This window comes from Phyllobacterium sp. 22229, from assembly GCF_052056495.1.
GTDB classification, from domain to species: Bacteria; Pseudomonadota; Alphaproteobacteria; order Rhizobiales; family Rhizobiaceae; genus Phyllobacterium; species Phyllobacterium myrsinacearum.
On sequence record NZ_JBQEPA010000008.1, the window covers coordinates 1 to 15,408 of the forward strand.

Sequence of the window (15,408 nt, forward strand, 5' to 3'; positions counted from 1 at the left end):
AACACCCAGGCGTTCGGCAACCTCCTTGCTGTGCAGACCCTGGGCGCACAGTAAAATCATCTGGCAACGATCTGACAAGGAACGTGGCGCTTTATGCTTACGCACCTGGGTTTCAAGGAAGTTTTTGTCCGCCTCGTTCAGAACGACGAGGTCCGCTGGCCGGCCAATCATGATAAAAACTCCTGTTCCTCTGACAGAAGCTAAACAATATGAGGCTTATTTTAGTTCCACCTGACTAGGTGACCGACTCATAACGCGGCCGAGCGCCCATCGTGAGCCTTGCCATGGGTCAGCTTGAGGCGGATCGGCCTGCCCTCGGCATCGACGAGCGCATGTATCCTGGTGGTCAGGCCGCCGCGCGAGCGACCCATGCAACAGGATCGCTCGTCTTTTTTTGACCGTTGGCGGCATGCCGTTGCACGCGGATCGAGGACGAGTCGATCATCTGCACATCCCCATCGTAAGCAGCTGAAACGGCTCCGTTGATCGGGCAATCTCTGCTCGTACTGCTAGGGTTGTTCGTGCTTGAGGATGGACTGCATCATCTCAAAGGCCCTCGGTCATCATGGGTTCAAAACGCCACGCATTCTCTGCGATAGCCCAACCTACTTCATCCCAATGACGTTCTGCAACCAGACAGCTAGGCAACCCGACCATTGCCAGAAGCCTCTGGTGCGAGGCCAATTACTCTTGGCGCTGCCGCCTTACTTGCCACACCGGGACTGCGGCGAATGCCAGAAAACCCGTCTCCGTTGCCTCGCCTCCATTGAAGTGGAAGGTTGATGACTCCGGAGGACCTTCCAAGGACCGACGTCACCACCGATTTGATTCCGCAGCTCAGCAATGGGTTTTTCCCCTCCACGCGGATCATGATTCCACGCTTGTCAGCCCGGAGTAACACGCGACCATCTTGCAGACTAAGAACCGTATCGCAATCAACGCATTCTTCCATTTTGGTCAGATCGGCAATCTGCCGAATGATGGATGGAATGAGCTCCGCCGGCTTCAAGACAATGGCGTAGGCTTCCCAGATTTCATGCATGGCAACTAACTCCCACATAGGTCCGGAAGTAGCTAAAAAGCAGCGTCCCGCGGCGCACGCCAATGTCCTGGTGAATTCTTTAGGCGGGACCCGATCAGGCTGGCGCACCGACTTGAGCTACGGGGCACAGGTCTCTACCATTAGCAATGGCAGTCTCCAGCGTCCGCCCAATCGCGGTTGCCTGTCCCATTCCCTTTAGAAACGCCGCGCTCATGATAATTGCCGTCTTACCTTCCAACTTGCCACTCATGGACTTGCTCCTTCTCCACGCCGGCACTCAGGACTGCCTATGAAAACATAATAAACGTTACATGACGTAACCTTTATTTACAAATAGGCCTATACCTTCGCGAACGTCAAGGAATTTCGTATATGAGTGATGGTAGTAAAGGAGACAGAGCGAATGAGCCAACGTGCGGACGGCCGGGAAAACCGGCTACGCCTGATCGAGGCTGCTGAAGCCATATTCGCGGATGAAGGTTTCGATGTGCCGCTCGAGGCCATAGCGAAGTCGGCCGGCGTGAGCCGCATGACGTTTTACCGCCATTTCCAGGACCGGGAGTCACTTTGTTTCGCTATTTTCGAACGGAACATCCTGAAGTTGGAGGACATGGCGAAACGGTTGCAGAGCGATCCGAACGCATTTGGGCTCCTTCTGGACGCGCTGGTCGACATGTTCGCCTGCGACTATGGCCTGGTGGAAGGCTTGACAAGGCAGCAAACGCATCAGGATCAGCTCAACAGCCTGAGGTGCCGCGTCGTCGCACTTCTGTCCGCGCCACTGGCGCGGGGCCGAGACTTCGGTTTGATAAACGACGATTTTCACCTGAACGATCTCTATATCCTAATTGACATGTTGGGGGCTGCGGTGGGTTTTGGGCCCATCGAAGCAAGGCGTGCGCGCGTCAGTCGTGCATTGACGATTTGCAGCTCGGGGTTTGCGCCTTCTCAAAAAAGTCGATAACTAAACCGTGCGGATGCGGGGATAGCGCGGCCAGTGAGCCTTAGCTCGAAATTGGCGACGAGTTTCAACACACGTGTTCTCCAAGGACCTTGCTGAATAGCAGGGCGTGAAGATGCTGCTGGACACGATTGGGGGATCGACAGTCGAATACTGAACCCTGAACTTTTCTTGCCGCTGGACAGGGCCAGCGGTTCTTGAAAACGTGAACTTCTAGGTACCGGACGGCGCGAGGATTTACCTTGGTGGGCTCTTCTGCGGGTGACGACGGCAGCCTAGGAGAATGGTTGCAAAACTGGATGGAAAGTTACCTGGCAACCGATACCGCCAAGCGAAGGCTCGAAACCTCCGCGAACCTATTCTCCAAGTGACTTTCGACGTGACCGAAGTTTCACAGTGAGCGCGAAGCCGACCCCATCTGGCGCGACGTGAGGTGATGGGTAAGAAATTGTGACACTGGAGAGCCAGGGAGCTTACGGTGTCAATCTCTATATCTGCGCCTATGGCTGACGATAGAAGATTCCATGTCCTGGAGGCGGTTCCGAGCCGGTTGGAGGCGACCCGCAGCGTCCGCGCCGGCGCTGGTCGGAGGAAGCGAAGACACGGCTGGTCGAGCTGAATAAACCGGCGCCGTGGGATATGTTTGGCAAGATCGCCGTTCCCGACTTCGCCTATAAAAGCCATACCTCGATTGATCAGCGGCACAGCTTCATCCGTGGCTGGGCATTCACGCACGCCTCAGAAGCCCCGTTTCAGCTTCTGCGTAATAGATTTCGGTGACACGGAAACGGCCAGCAATCCGTTTGCATTGAACGATCACATCGATCGAGATGTTGAGCAGATTTCGGATATCGTCCCGGTCGAGGTCCTGGCCGCCTTCAGATTCCTTAACCAGAAGCGTCAGCTGCTCGAATGCGAGGTTCGGTGAATCCGCGTGCACCGTGGTAATCGAGCCGGGATGCCCCGAATTGATGTTGCGAATGTAGTAGAAGGCTGTTCCGTCCCGCAACTCCTGTAGCAGCACGCGATCGGGTCGCATTCGCAGGCACGATTCTAATAACTCTTTCGCGCCGAGTTTGGCTAGGCCCTGTCCGCCCTTCGAATAGAAAAGCCGGACATGGTTCGGCTGCGGAATCGTCAGTTCCGGCGTATCCTCGATGCTGATAAGGCGCTCGTCTTTTGGAATATGCTGGATAAGAGCCTTCGACAGCGTGGTCTTGCCGGAACCCGTGGCCCCCGAAATAATGATATTTTTTCGCGCGAGGACGGCCCGTTCCAGAAACGCCCGGTATTGTCCCTGGCGATAGAACTGCATCAGAGACTCGTCCTCCCCCTCGTGTTCTCTGCTGCCGACGACGGCATCGAACAGGCCACCATTCTCCATATCCTGCATCGAGAGTGACACCGATGACGGTTTGCGGATGGTGATGGAGACGGTGTTTCTCGTCGTTGCCGGCGGGATCACGATCTGGATGCGTTCGTCATCCGGAAGGGTGGCGGAAAGAAGGGGCCGTGTCTCATCAATGCCCTGACTGGAAAAACTGGCGACCGCCCGCGCCAGCCGCATCAACTTGTCGTATGATAGCTCCTGCAGCTCGTGACGCTGCCACCCCTTCGATCCTTCCGTAAGCACTTCACCGGCTCGATTGATGACGACCTCATAGAGGGTTTTGTCCCTCAGGAAGGGAGCGAGTGGCAGGAGGAGTTGGCGAACGACGCCGGCATCGGAGGTTTCAGTCATGCCCTGCCCTACTTCGTCACAAGATCGGATTTCGGATAGAAATCGCCCATCACCGCCCGGTCGTAGATCGTGTTGCGCGGCTCAGTGACGCGCAGGCCGTAAATGCTGGAGAAATCCAGGTCGCGCGCAACGAAGATCGATACGAGCGAACCCTGGTGTTTGATCAGTGTCGGCGGAATGTTGATAGACTGCTCGACGGCGATAGCGGCTGCCTCCTTGCCGGCGCTAGTCGTGCCCTGCGCCTGAACATCGCTGCGCTGCAATTCCTGACCGGCGTAGGTCGCGATGTCGCCGACCACCGACAGAAGCAGCGCACTGCCGAACCGTTCCCACCAATGCGTGTCGACATAGCCGTCGAACCCGGCGCGTCCGATGGCATCAGTTGCCGGCGAGGCCAATGTGATGATCACGCCGGTCGGTGTCTTCGCACGATTCCAAAGCACGAAGAGCCGGCTCTGCCCGCGGCGCAATCCGCCACGATATTCGCCGACGACCTGGGTACCCTTTTCCATCAGCACCACGCGGCCATTGTCCGAGAGCACATCACGCGTGATCACGCAGCTGGTGAAACCCGGCTGGTCCGACGATAATGCAGTCTCCAGCGCGCAAGGGATCGACGTGCCCATCGCGACGATGAAATTGCGATTGCCGAGATGCCCAGCCTTCGAGCCCTCCAGCACCGTGGGCTTCAGCATGCGGTTGAAACGCTGGTCCTCGTTTTCGCCCTGTCCCCCTCCGCCCAGCGCGCCATCGACCGGAATGAAATTGGGATCGGTGCCCGGTGACCCGGCAGTCTGCTGGCGGTTGCTGTTTCCGGCCTGGCCGCCCCCGAAGGCCATGACCGGCGCTCGCCTGGCGGCTTCGAGCAGTTCGTCGACAGCAGGTGCTTCCTCCGCTGTGACCGCCGGCGTCGGGAGCTTGATCTCTGGCACGGGCAGCACGACAGGTTCCGGCTCCGCCTTGGCAGGTTCAAATTCCGTGGTCTGCCGGATGACGTTTGAGCCAGGTTGCTCGACTTCTTCCTTGGGTGCCTGCCGCATAGACCACATGGCAAACCCCATGAAGGCGACGATGGCGAACACGACCGCGCCACGCTTCAGCAGAGGATTGCTGTCAACCTTGCGGGCTGTCGTTGTCTGACCACGTTCGCCGGGGATGACCGTTTCTTCAGTCTCTGACATGGTGCCCTCCCCTACTGGCCCGCAGCCGGAACTTTGACCACGCGCTCGACCGAGGGCGAGGTGGTGTTGGTGCCTGGATTCACCCCGACCGGCGAGTAGGCCTCGTTGAAGATGCAGAGTGTGTCGGAGCCGCGGCGCAGGATGAACTTGCGGCTGATCGCGTGAACGAGAACGAGATCGCCCTGCACGGTCTTCGGCACCAGGCTTTCCGTTCCATCGGAGTTCTCGATGTAGATAGCCGGCATCTCCTGATTACCGCTAAAGGTAAACGTCGTTACCTTGCCATTGTCATAGACCGCCTGTGGTTCGATGGCCGCAGATCCCTGCGCAGAATAGCGCCAGTTGCGCGGGCCATACTGCTCATGAATGCCAAGAACCTGGTCGGCATAGCCGGCCTCGGCGGCGCGCTTGCGTGCTTCTTCCTCAAGGCGGCGCCGCGCCGCCTCGTCAGCTGGATATCGATACTTCACGTAGAAATAGGTGTTCTGCCCGGCATCAACGGAGCCTTCTCGCACGATCAGCTCCATCTGGTAACTGCGCTTTGATCCGTCCCGCCTTGTTGTTACCACGGAAATGTTCGTCGCGGGCTGGTTCTCACGTGGTTTGAGGAAAAGGATATGCCCCGCAGGCGCGACCTCCCAGGCCACCGTGTTGCCGAGTGCGACATGGGCGATTTCTTCATCCGGTGCGAACTCCACCTGCACCGAGGACCGGATCGTCCCGACGACCCGCGTGATGTTGTAGGGCTGATAGTTGACAAAACGGACGCGATTGTCTTGCTGTGCACTGGTCGGAATCTCCAGCGCGTAGGCCGTGTGCATTGCCATCAGTGCGATGTTGCTTGCAGCGAAAATTCTTGCTTTCTTCAATTGAATGCCTCCGGATCGGCACGGTACTCGCTCACCACGAACCCAAGTGGGTTCACCAGCCGGTCGCTGGAGGACGCCGGGGCATTTGCATAGGAATAGGTGATCGTCGCGACCCAATGGGTCGTGCGGATATCGTCACCCCGTGTGATGGTTCTCGTGTATCGAACCGAAACGACATTATTGTTGATGAGCGAGATCGACTTGATCGCAATCCGTGAAGTCGACGAGCGTCCATAGACGTTCTGAGGCGATTCCGGGTTGCTGCCACGGTACCACGAGGAAAAGCGCTGCTGCTCGGCGGCGGTTGACATCAGCGAGGCAGTACGGAAATTTTCCTCGGCCTCCGACCACACATAGCCCTCGCGGGCACGAACATAGCGCGCCGCGAAGTACTTCGTTACCTCCTCGTCGTAACTACCGGCGGCTGAGGACAGCGCCGAAACCACGTCAACAATGCCGGTCGAATTATCGACCCGAATGACGAACGGCTCGACGGTCTTGAGCGGCGTCAACGCGACGACGGCAGCCACAGAAATGCATGCAAGCACACTGGCGACCGCAGCTACGAGCCAGGCGAGACGCCTGGACCGTTCGGCTGATATCATTCGATCCTGGTCGAAACGCCGGGCCTTGTTGAAATATTCCTTCAGACTATCCGTGGTCACCATCGTCTTACCCCACCTGGCAGGCGCGGTGAGATCCGGCCTCATCAAAACCCGCGAATGCTGTGTGAACGCCCACGCCGTTTTGGTTTGGCGAAAAGGCCACGGCAGGCGTATCGTTCGCGGCAAGCGAAGAGTGTTGCTGGACGAGGGCCTGTTTGCCACTCTCCCAATCCCACATCGAACGATTGAGCGGCCGCTTCGCGTAGCCGTCGCATTTTGGCAGCGGATAGCTCAGCGTGGCGCAACCGCTCAATGCAAACAGTGACAGACATAACAATAGCGCTCGCCCCATCGATGCGGACCTTTCAAGAGTGCGGGATCGGCGGTCAGGACGAACCTGAGGGCCGGAATTTTTGGTAAACTGCCTTGATGCCCTTGCCGGCGTTCCTTGCGCCCCACGCCAGCGTGCTCTCATGCGCATCGCGGGCCGCGCCGTAACCGTAAGTGAGCGACGCGCCGCCTGCAGCGAGCGCCGAGGCGATCGCGGGGAGTTGGTAAAAGACATAGAGCGCTGCAAGGCAGATGGCGCAGAGCGCGATCGGACGCATCAGTACATCGGAATAGGCCTCGATGGCGAGGAAGATGGAATCGATCGTGTCGATCAGCAACGAGCCGATGGCCACCACCAGAACCTGCAGGATGACAAAATTGACAAGCTGGCCGATCCATGCCTCGGTGAAGCGCCTTGTGGCCTGGAACATGGCGAGCGCGATGAAGATCGGCCCGATCGCCAGAATGATCGCGAGCGCCAGTCTGGCATAGAGTGAGACGATGTAGCCGATTGCCGCGACGGCGAAACTTGCCCCGATCACCAGCATGCCGCCGATACCCGTCACGATGTCGACGGGCCAGGACGCACGCGCCCAGACCTCGTGCGCCGACTTCTGGCCCTTGTCGAGTAACGCATCGAAGGTGCTCGCCGTCGGCGCAGTGCCAACATTCAGCGCCTGAGAGATCTCGCGCGGAAGCGACTCGAAAAACAGATCGGCGACATATGTCTGATATTCGCCGGCATTGCGGACCAGCATCAGAATGATGGCGAGCTTCATTGCGCGGAACGTGAAGTCCATGATCGGCTCCTGAACGGAGCCGCGCAGGATGAGGAAGCCGTACAGGATCACGTACAGTGTCAATGCCACGGTCAGCGGGCCAACGACCCAATTGGCGATGTTCGAGGTGCCGGTGGAGATGAAATTCTGCAACGGCGTCTGGAACTGGCCATCGACGAAGGCAAACACATTATACATCTTCCGGTCAGCCCCCCAATGCCTTGTTCATGCGTTCAAGCCGGGCCTTGCCATCCGCGGCAGCTGCATTGACGCAATTGGGCGTCTGACCGAGTTCGCCGGGATTGTTGCGGCATTTTTCGACATGCTCGGCCAGCAGCGCCTCATCAGCCAGGAAATCCTCCACCGAATAGGTCTTCTCCGCTTTTGAGCAGCCTGCCAGAACGACAAGGCTGATAAGGACGAAGGCTCGCTTCATTGCAGGGCCGCCCCCATCGTATCCATGCGCTTTTTCCAGTCCTCGGCCTGGCGCTGCTGCTCGACCTGGACCTGGGCTTGTTGGACCATCTGCAGGCCTTGCATGCGCAGAAGGTCGGTCTGGAGAAAGGCGCTCTCGGCCTGAATGCGTGCCTGCAGATCAGCAATGTCCTTGGCGTCGCGCGCCGAGGAGATCTGCTGGCGTAGCTGGTCGATGCCCTCGATGCGTTTTGTTGCCGTGTCGTAAATCTGCTGGCCAAGAGACATCTGTCCGGCGTTGCGTTTCTGGATCCTCTCCAGTTCCTGCGCATAGAAATCGTTCGCCGAAGTCTGATAGGTGGAATTGCTCTCGAGGAACTTCGACGCCGCATCGCCAAACACGCCGGAACCGTTGCCACTCAGAAGGCTCTCGATGGCAGCAAAATCCTGCGGCAGCGCCTTGCGAATTTCCGGCTGGTTCAAGAGCGATGCAACATCCGCCATGTCGGTCAGCTTGTTCAGTGAGCCGAACAACTGCTCGGCCTGGCTGATCTGCTGATTGAGCGCTTCATACTGCTCTTTCATGGCGTCGAGCTGGCTCGTCCAACGCAGGATGGCGGTCTTGTCGATGACAGGAATCCCCTGTGCGCTGGCGGTGCCGGCCGATAACGTGAGGATGGCGACAGCCGCCACAATCGAATTGGGTATACGCATCAGCCTGCACTCCTTTGTTGGTGGAAAAGGGGAAGCCACACTTCCGGGTCATCGCCGGCCTGCGCCCTTATCGTATCGGCGAGCTCGACATTTCCCGTGCGGCCCGACAACACGGCGAGTTCGTCGTCGAAGCCGCCGAGATTGAGTTCGGCGACAATGCTGTTGTGACCCTGCTTGACGATGAAGCGGCGGCTCTCATTCGAGAGCTCACGCGCGATCAGCTCATATTCCCGTTCTGTCAGCTTGAAGCCGTCGACATGATCTGCACGGCCGCCGCGTGAGTTCGGCATGAATACCTGCGTCGGGCACTGCTCGATAATCGTATGGGCGATCGGGGAGTTGATCGCGTCGCGCGGGCTCTGCGTGGCGAACAGCATCAGACCGTTCTGCTTTCGAATGGTCTTGAGCTTGTTCTGGGCGAGATCGCGGAAACCCTCGTCGGCAAGCGCCTTCCAGAATTCGTCGATGACGATGATGATGCGGCGGCCGTCGATCAGCTGCTCGACCCGATGGAAAAGATAGGCCATCAGCGGAGTGCGAATCTCCTCATTGTCGAGGAAGTCCGTCATGTCGTAGCCGAGGAACCTGGCGCCGATGCCGATCTCGTCGGCCTCGTTATCGAAAACCCAGCCGAGCGGCCCTACCCTCTCCCATCGGCGCAAACGCGCGGCGATGCCTTCCGGGTCAGTGTTGTTGAGAAAGGTTCTCAGCGCGCCGATCGTGCGACGCTCGACAGGGAGATCGGCAAGGCCATCAATCGCGCCGGCGATATCGCGGACCTCGGACACCGAGAGCTCACGCGTCTTCGAGCTGACAAGCCTGGTTACCCACTGCGCCAGGAACACCTTGTTCTCAGGCGTCAGTTCCATGCCCTTGAGGGGCGCGCAGCCCGTCGGTCGGCCATTCTTCAGCGGCAGATAGGTTCCGCCTGCCGCGCGAACGAAGAGGTCGGCGCCGCGGTCCTTATCAAAGAAAATGATATGGGCGTCGAACTTCTCGCTCTGCGAGAGAATGAAGTTGAGCAGAACCGTCTTGCCCGATCCGGAGGGACCGCCGATGAAGGTGTTTCCGAGATCACCATAATGTAGATTGAAATATAGCGGCGAGCCAGAGGCGGTCTTCAGCATCGCAACCGCCGGTCCCCATTCATTACCGTCGCGCTGACCTGCCGGATAGGAGTGGAATGGCGAGAAGGCTGCGAAATTCTTCGACGTTATGGCGCCGGAGCGAACGCGATAGCGGAAATTGCCTGGGAGCTGTGCCCACCAGGCAGCCTCCAGGCCGAGGTCTTCGCGCGCAACGACGGCGCCACCATTGGTCAAATGTGTTCGGCTCTTTGCCAGATTATCAGTTAGCTCCTTTACCGAGTTGGCAAAAACCGCCAGCGTGAGGTGATGATCACCCAGCACAAAGCGGTTCGATTCCAGATCGTCGAGGGCATCATCCAGTTCTTCCAGCTGCGAGCCCGCCTTGTCGCCAGCGCTGACCATCTGGTTCTGCTTGCGCCCCATTACCGTCTTGGCGTCAGCTTTCGATAGAAACGAGAAGCTTTGCGTCAGGATCAGTTCATAGGGCGCGGTGAGAAGGCCATCGAACATGCCCGGCCGTGTTCGGGCCGGATATTCCTTGAAACCGAATATGCCGGCATAGCGACTCAATCCCTCGTGGCGGATCTCGACGGTCTCGCGTCCGACGATGACCCGATCTGAATAAATCGCCGACGATATGCGCCCCTCGGTCAGCGGCACAGCCTCGCGGCGACCGCCGACCAACCGGTGCAGGACCTCGCTCGGCTCGGAGAAGATAAGCCCGTCTCGTTCCTGCAGCGATAGGACACGTGGACCGAAGCGCTTGAGCCCGGCAGTCACGTCGACGACGGCGTCGTTGAGATGCTTCAGTGCTTCTTCGTCAATCTCTGATCCAGCCCGCCGGGCTTTGCGCAGCTTCGACAGGAATTTCACCACGCGTTCAGCCGTGTCCCGGCCGGGATGCCAAACCAGGGTTAGATAGAGATCGTTGCGGAACAGGTCCTCGTCGATCATGCGAGCGCGGTATTTGTCGTTCAGCGTCCGTGAGAAAACATTGGAGAATGTGCCTTCGGGGTATTCGTTGTCTCGGCGGCGGATAACATGCGTCCACAGTGCCAGCCGCTCATCGGCGATATTGCGGTAAAGCGTATTCAGGTCGCGATGAAGAGCATTGAGGTCAAGCGTGTCGGCTGTTTCAAAGGAGACGCCTTCCAGCGCGATCACCACCATCAGGGCGCGGGAATCGAGCGCGACGATCCGTTCGTCGACATGGCGAACATAGGGAATGAAAGTTTCCGGCTCGAGCTCGCGGCTCCTGATGACGGCGGTTCTAGACAAGGCCGAGGTCCCTTTCGTCATAACGCCGGACAAGTTTCATAGGTGTGAGGCTTGAGCCGCCCCAGAAACTCGAGTTGCGCGCCCTGCCCCGCGTTTCGATCCAGCCAAGCAGAACGCGGAACATATTATGATCGTGCTTGACGATCGCCTTGAAGACGAGGTGAAAGACCAATCCGACGAACGCGTAAGCGATTGAGCCGGCGACGATGAAAAGGATCGTCGTGAAGATCATATTGACCCCCATGGCTTCCATGGTGACACCGCCGATCATCGCTGGCCGCGTGCAGGCCAGAAACAGCGTGTCTTCCTCAAGGTCGATCGTCCCGCTCATTGTCAGCCGCCAGCCAGTGTATTGACGATCTCTGTCGCGCCAAAAATGATACCGATGCCCAGGACACAGTAGGCCGCCTTACGCAGATCGAGGTATCCGAACATCCAGGCGATGCCGGCGATGATGACCGCGATAACGGCCAAAAGCCGCGCGACGTTACCCTGCAGCATATTCACGACGTTCTGCAGAACGCTTTCGATTCCACCGGCCTGAGCAAAGCTCGGTTCGATCAGGGCCAGAGATAAAACGGTTGCCATCGTCGCGATCGTCGCGAACGGCCTCATGCGAGCCGCCAGGTTCATGTGCTCATCACTCCTGTTGTTCATTGGAAAAAACGAGAACGGAAGAACTCCGCCCAGAATTGAAAACGTCCCACCTTGGTGCCGGCGGCTCGGAACGGCTTTGAGATTGCTCCGGGTTCGCGTCAGCATTTGAACTGACCGCGAGCTTCCCTGCCCGCTCTCGCCGCGGCAGATCGTTCGCCTGTTCTTCGGAGAATTCGATATTCTGAAGACGTCCAGCCAGTCGCTGGCGTTCCGCCAGGACGCGGGCGTCATAGCCAACCATCTCGCCCAACGATCCCTCGCCATGGCCATAGTAGGAGCGCAGCATCACTCTCTCGGCCTGCGTCTTTGTAGCACCGCCCTCGATCGCGGCACGATAGTAACCGTCGAGCAGGGAGGCGCTCGCTTTAAGGTTCAGACAAAGATCAAACGCGTCGCTGATGGACAGGCCGAGCCGGGCGAGATTGCCGGAGCTGATTCCCGCAAGACCGAGGTCGACGTCGTGGCCTTCGGCGATCAGGATCGACGCGGTTTCGATCGCCTCGGCTTTGTTTGCTGGCTGATCGGCGAGAGGATAATCGGAATTAATGCGGATCGCTAAAGGGTTAAATCCGCTCTCAACACTCACCACAGCTGCAAGTGTTTCGACTGCGATCTGTGGTGCACATTGCTGGGCGACATCGATAAAAACTACCGGCATGGCTAGAACCACACCCGTTGGCGGCCTGCACCATCTATGGTCACGTCAACATATCTCGGCTGCTCTCGCACGTTGGGACGCTTGGTGACAAATGCCTTGCAGACCCGCTTCCCCTCTTCGACATACCACAGGCCGGTTCCCCCGCCACTGTCATCACGCCTGCACATCTGGCTGCTAACGGCCTTGGCTTCCGTGGATACGCAACCAACCTCACTGCGGCCCCGATCACCTGAGCGTGTGACGAGGCGAAATCCGCTATCACAATAATAGGGCTCATAGCGCGGCTTGGACGCAGTGAAGCCAACGCCACTGCAAATGGGAAATGAGCGCCCCTTGGCCAGATGCGACCAAAGCCGCTCGATTGGTGGGCGGCATTCGGCGTATTCGGTCGGCGAGCCGGGATTGGAAAGGCAGAGCAAAACCTGGCAGCCCCAGTCATTGGCTCGCGCTACAGATGACGAAAACGTGTATAATGAAACAGATAGTACAACGCTGGAAAGTGTCCGAATGACTGCATGTTTCATGCCAATCTCCCCGTCTAGCGCGCATCAGGTGTCCCACCTGGGCGCTTTCATCATCTTGCCATACTACACGATAACGCATAGATAAAAAGATGCCAAGCCAATTAGAGAGCCGCTGGCACAACACGATTTTTGCGACCGTGACCACGCACGAGATCATGTCCAAACCGCAGCCCAATGAGACACCGAATTCGCGTCTGCGCCAGCTTGGCATGATGAATCTGCTCTATAGCCTGCAGAAGGCGGAAATGGCGTTAACCATCACCAACGTCACGGAAGTGACTGGAATGACACGCAAAGCGGCGCAAGAGGCGATTGACCCACTCGTTACACGTGGCTTGTTGAAGGAATCCTGGGGCAGGACGTCCATTGGCCGCGGCAAAGCACGGCAGTATGAGATCGCGCCGGAGATCTTTGAAAAGCTGCAGGGTGTTTACGGCGCCTGATCGTTTGCCAGAGGGTTCCCTATCCTCTCGATCTTCTTATCTATAACATTACGAAAACGCACAGTATTGATTGCACCAACGCGCGCAAGCATACTTGACGTTACGACTCGGCTGTCCAAAAGGCAGGCTGATTCGTTTTTGCGCAGGTAAACCGTGTGATGGAGAAGCTATACGGCAAAAATGGAACGGCCTCGGAAGTTGGCGCTTCCAAGACCGGTTCGATGAAGAACGGATTTCTTTGATTGGGCTCTTTGGCGAGAACCGAAACCGAATAACCAGGTTCAACAATCGCAAAACCCCAAATTCCTGTCAAGGCGAAACGCCGCTTCGGCGAACGATCCTGTTTGCCGTTTCGGAGGGATCTCGAAATGAGCACTACAAGAGTATCTGAACCGACCGGATGTGCCAAACCGGTGGCCGGTGCCCGAAAGGTCACGCCCGGCAGTCTAGCCGCACAACGGGCAGCACGCCGCTACGCCGGCGATCGCTCGACGCACATCAAGCGCATCGAGGCACTACAACTCGCGAAACGCGCGGCCGCGGCCATGGGGCTGAAGGCGGCGAAGATCGCGATGATCGACAAGCTGTTCGCCTACTCACCCTCGGCGGATTGGGACCGTAAGGTCGCCAACCCGATTGTCTGGCCTTCCAACGACGTCCTCGCCCGCCAGCTTGGTCTTTCCGTGTCTACGGCCCGGCACCATCTGCGCGGGCTGGCCGAGGCTGGCCTCATCGCTCATTCGTCACACCCGACCTTTCAAAGACGCGGGGTTCGTGACAAGAACGGCTATATCGTTGAGGCATACGGGATCGATCTTTCTCCTATCGTCGCGCGTTACGACGAACTGCTTGCAATGGCGGAGGCCTATGAACAGGAAGGCCGTGATCGACGTGCGCTTTCCTTTCAGCGTACGCAGCTCCGGCGAGAGATTGAGGGGATCTTGGAAGCCGCGCGACGAGATCGGTTCGTTGGTACCAGCTGGCAACAATATCAGGCGAGACTTGATCGTCTCCGCGAGACCAGAGTAAGGAGCATTGGCAAGTTTCACGAGGCAGTCGCCGCGTACACGGCGCTGCTCAGCGAAGTTGAGGATGCGTACGAGGGTGAATACTCACGGTCAGATTTAGACACCGCGGTGTCCGGAATTCGTCAGTTACAAACTACAGGAGATCTACCTTCTGATAATTGTAGGAAGGCGACATCCTCCGGCGGGATGGGTCCTAAATTCAACGCACCGCCCTCCCGCGGCACTATTGCTTCCGGAAGGATGAGAACCGCACGCCGAATGGCGGCCCGGTCCGACAAAGATCATGAATTGCCGTCCCGCGATGACATCGGGCAGGTGTCGCTCGACCTTGTTCGGACCGCCTGCCCGGCTCTTGAAAAGCATATCCCGAAAATCTTTGATAGCTGGACGCAACTGCGTGAATCCGGCCGTCAACTCTGCGCGACAGCTGAAATCAACGCCCAAGTGTGGACTGAAGCTGAGGCTTATCTCGGTCCTGACACCGCGATCGCTGCTCTTGCTGTGACCATACAGCGCGCAGCGGACGGTCACGTCGGGAGCCCAGGCGCCTATCTGCGGACGCTCATTCAACGCGGTAGAGTGGGGGAATTGCGGATCAGTAGGTCTCTGTTCGCGCTCGCCACCACCAAGGTCGGTGAATCCTCGACGGCGACCCTCCGGTCCAAGGCGTCGTATCGTGGGTTCCCGACCGAGCGAATCACATGGTCCGTCTGGGCTGACTTGGTGCGGATGCATGCGCCCTCGCCGACACCCGACATCGAGCTCTTGGCGGATGCTTTCAGGTCTTGGTGCCTCAAGGGGAATATCGATCTTGCTCAGCCAGCTATCGAGAAGGCGTTTATTGGGTTCTGCAAAAAGTGGCGATTGCGCTGACATGTTGAAGTTTACCGGTCGATGGCTGTGAGTTTAGGTAGAGGGCGCGTCTTTGAGAAGTGGGCTGGCCGTGTGGCGCTGTAGCAGCGTCGTGGCTCGTATCTCAGACACTGACGAAAGAGGTAGTAATGCCACCCAACCCGTGTTCAAAAACCGGGGGCTTTATCGCGCACTGCTACGTTAGCGGCTTTGATAATGGAGCCGCCGGCCTGGAACAAGGCAT

General features: G+C 58.1%; 16 protein-coding genes and 1 pseudogene. 3 read left to right on the forward strand and 14 right to left on the reverse strand.

What is annotated here, in order from left to right:
• Positions 1-263 precede the first annotated feature (263 nt).
• Together ACTJJ7_RS11205 and ACTJJ7_RS11210 are read right to left on the reverse strand one after the other, a co-directional pair.
• Positions 264-478 (reverse strand): annotated as a pseudogene (locus ACTJJ7_RS11205) (transposase); the annotation flags it as partial.
• Positions 479-640: 162 nt separating this feature from the next.
• Entirely contained in the window at positions 641-1,042 is a 402-nt protein-coding gene (locus ACTJJ7_RS11210; protein ID WP_353574394.1) for a hypothetical protein, read from the reverse strand.
• A gap of 403 nt (positions 1,043-1,445) precedes the next feature.
• Between ACTJJ7_RS11210 and ACTJJ7_RS11215 the strand changes: the two genes are divergently transcribed.
• Positions 1,446-2,006: a TetR/AcrR family transcriptional regulator gene (locus tag ACTJJ7_RS11215; RefSeq protein ID WP_353574393.1), complete on the forward strand. Its 561-nt coding sequence runs from the start codon at positions 1,446-1,448 to the stop codon at positions 2,004-2,006.
• 724 nt (positions 2,007-2,730) lie between these two features.
• On the opposite strand, the gene virB11 is transcribed toward ACTJJ7_RS11215, so the two are convergent.
• The 12 genes from virB11 to ACTJJ7_RS11275 form a co-directional block, all read right to left on the reverse strand.
• A complete protein-coding gene (gene virB11, locus ACTJJ7_RS11220; RefSeq protein WP_353574392.1) occupies positions 2,731-3,744 on the reverse strand; it encodes a P-type DNA transfer ATPase VirB11 in 1,014 nt (337 codons plus the stop codon).
• An 8-nt stretch (positions 3,745-3,752) separates the two neighbouring features.
• Positions 3,753-4,925, reverse strand: coding sequence for a type IV secretion system protein VirB10 (virB10, locus tag ACTJJ7_RS11225; RefSeq protein ID WP_353574391.1), 1,173 nt, complete (start codon positions 4,923-4,925; stop codon positions 3,753-3,755).
• Positions 4,926-4,936: 11 nt separating this feature from the next.
• Positions 4,937-5,794: a P-type conjugative transfer protein VirB9 gene (gene virB9 / locus ACTJJ7_RS11230; protein WP_434782055.1), complete on the reverse strand. Its 858-nt coding sequence runs from the start codon at positions 5,792-5,794 to the stop codon at positions 4,937-4,939.
• Positions 5,791-6,462, reverse strand: coding sequence for a virB8 family protein (locus ACTJJ7_RS11235; protein ID WP_353574390.1), 672 nt, complete (start codon positions 6,460-6,462; stop codon positions 5,791-5,793). Before ACTJJ7_RS11235 ends, virB9 begins: the two co-directional genes overlap by 4 nt.
• 323 nt (positions 6,463-6,785) lie before the next feature.
• Positions 6,786-7,706, reverse strand: a complete 921-nt coding sequence (locus ACTJJ7_RS11240) for a type IV secretion system protein (protein WP_353574389.1) — start codon at positions 7,704-7,706, stop codon at positions 6,786-6,788.
• Positions 7,707-7,713: 7 nt separating this feature from the next.
• The gene (locus ACTJJ7_RS11245) at positions 7,714-7,944 is read right to left on the reverse strand and encodes an EexN family lipoprotein (protein WP_353574388.1); all 231 of its coding nucleotides are present in this window, start codon (positions 7,942-7,944) and stop codon (positions 7,714-7,716) included.
• Positions 7,941-8,636: a P-type DNA transfer protein VirB5 gene (virB5, locus tag ACTJJ7_RS11250; RefSeq protein ID WP_353574387.1), complete on the reverse strand. Its 696-nt coding sequence runs from the start codon at positions 8,634-8,636 to the stop codon at positions 7,941-7,943. The genes ACTJJ7_RS11245 and virB5 overlap by 4 nt, the downstream gene beginning before the upstream one ends.
• Entirely contained in the window at positions 8,636-11,023 is a 2,388-nt protein-coding gene (locus ACTJJ7_RS11255; protein WP_440967149.1) for a VirB4 family type IV secretion/conjugal transfer ATPase, read from the reverse strand. Before ACTJJ7_RS11255 ends, virB5 begins: the two co-directional genes overlap by 1 nt.
• Positions 10,995-11,333: a type IV secretion system protein VirB3 gene (locus ACTJJ7_RS11260; protein ID WP_353574385.1), complete on the reverse strand. Its 339-nt coding sequence runs from the start codon at positions 11,331-11,333 to the stop codon at positions 10,995-10,997. The genes ACTJJ7_RS11255 and ACTJJ7_RS11260 overlap by 29 nt, the downstream gene beginning before the upstream one ends.
• A gap of 2 nt (positions 11,334-11,335) precedes the next feature.
• Entirely contained in the window at positions 11,336-11,635 is a 300-nt protein-coding gene (locus ACTJJ7_RS11265; protein ID WP_353574384.1) for a TrbC/VirB2 family protein, read from the reverse strand.
• Between the two features lie 7 nt (positions 11,636-11,642).
• Entirely contained in the window at positions 11,643-12,317 is a 675-nt protein-coding gene (locus ACTJJ7_RS11270) for a lytic transglycosylase domain-containing protein (protein ID WP_353574383.1), read from the reverse strand.
• A 2-nt stretch (positions 12,318-12,319) separates the two neighbouring features.
• Positions 12,320-12,841: a hypothetical protein gene (locus ACTJJ7_RS11275; protein ID WP_353574382.1), complete on the reverse strand. Its 522-nt coding sequence runs from the start codon at positions 12,839-12,841 to the stop codon at positions 12,320-12,322.
• Between the two features lie 89 nt (positions 12,842-12,930).
• Between ACTJJ7_RS11275 and ACTJJ7_RS11280 the strand changes: the two genes are divergently transcribed.
• Positions 12,931-13,284, forward strand: a complete 354-nt coding sequence (locus tag ACTJJ7_RS11280) for a MarR family transcriptional regulator (protein ID WP_353574381.1) — start codon at positions 12,931-12,933, stop codon at positions 13,282-13,284.
• 368 nt (positions 13,285-13,652) lie between these two features.
• Positions 13,653-15,185, forward strand: coding sequence for a plasmid replication protein RepC (gene repC, locus ACTJJ7_RS11285; RefSeq protein WP_353574380.1), 1,533 nt, complete (start codon positions 13,653-13,655; stop codon positions 15,183-15,185).
• Positions 15,186-15,408 lie beyond the last annotated feature (223 nt).

Coding starts and splice junctions, on each gene's coding strand:
- ACTJJ7_RS11210 (WP_353574394.1), bottom strand. CDS start 1,042: ATGCATGAAATCTGGGAAGCCTACGCCATTGTCTTGAAGCCGGCGGAG.
- ACTJJ7_RS11215 (WP_353574393.1), top strand. CDS start 1,446: ATGAGCCAACGTGCGGACGGCCGGGAAAACCGGCTACGCCTGATCGAG.
- virB11 (WP_353574392.1), bottom strand. CDS start 3,744: ATGACTGAAACCTCCGATGCCGGCGTCGTTCGCCAACTCCTCCTGCCA.
- virB10 (WP_353574391.1), bottom strand. CDS start 4,925: ATGTCAGAGACTGAAGAAACGGTCATCCCCGGCGAACGTGGTCAGACA.
- ACTJJ7_RS11235 (WP_353574390.1), bottom strand. CDS start 6,462: ATGGTGACCACGGATAGTCTGAAGGAATATTTCAACAAGGCCCGGCGT.
- ACTJJ7_RS11240 (WP_353574389.1), bottom strand. CDS start 7,706: ATGTATAATGTGTTTGCCTTCGTCGATGGCCAGTTCCAGACGCCGTTG.
- ACTJJ7_RS11245 (WP_353574388.1), bottom strand. CDS start 7,944: ATGAAGCGAGCCTTCGTCCTTATCAGCCTTGTCGTTCTGGCAGGCTGC.
- virB5 (WP_353574387.1), bottom strand. CDS start 8,636: ATGCGTATACCCAATTCGATTGTGGCGGCTGTCGCCATCCTCACGTTA.
- ACTJJ7_RS11255 (WP_440967149.1), bottom strand. CDS start 11,023: ATGACGAAAGGGACCTCGGCCTTGTCTAGAACCGCCGTCATCAGGAGC.
- ACTJJ7_RS11260 (WP_353574385.1), bottom strand. CDS start 11,333: ATGAGCGGGACGATCGACCTTGAGGAAGACACGCTGTTTCTGGCCTGC.
- ACTJJ7_RS11265 (WP_353574384.1), bottom strand. CDS start 11,635: ATGAACCTGGCGGCTCGCATGAGGCCGTTCGCGACGATCGCGACGATG.
- ACTJJ7_RS11270 (WP_353574383.1), bottom strand. CDS start 12,317: ATGCCGGTAGTTTTTATCGATGTCGCCCAGCAATGTGCACCACAGATC.
- ACTJJ7_RS11275 (WP_353574382.1), bottom strand. CDS start 12,841: ATGAAACATGCAGTCATTCGGACACTTTCCAGCGTTGTACTATCTGTT.
- ACTJJ7_RS11280 (WP_353574381.1), top strand. CDS start 12,931: ATGCCAAGCCAATTAGAGAGCCGCTGGCACAACACGATTTTTGCGACC.
- repC (WP_353574380.1), top strand. CDS start 13,653: ATGAGCACTACAAGAGTATCTGAACCGACCGGATGTGCCAAACCGGTG.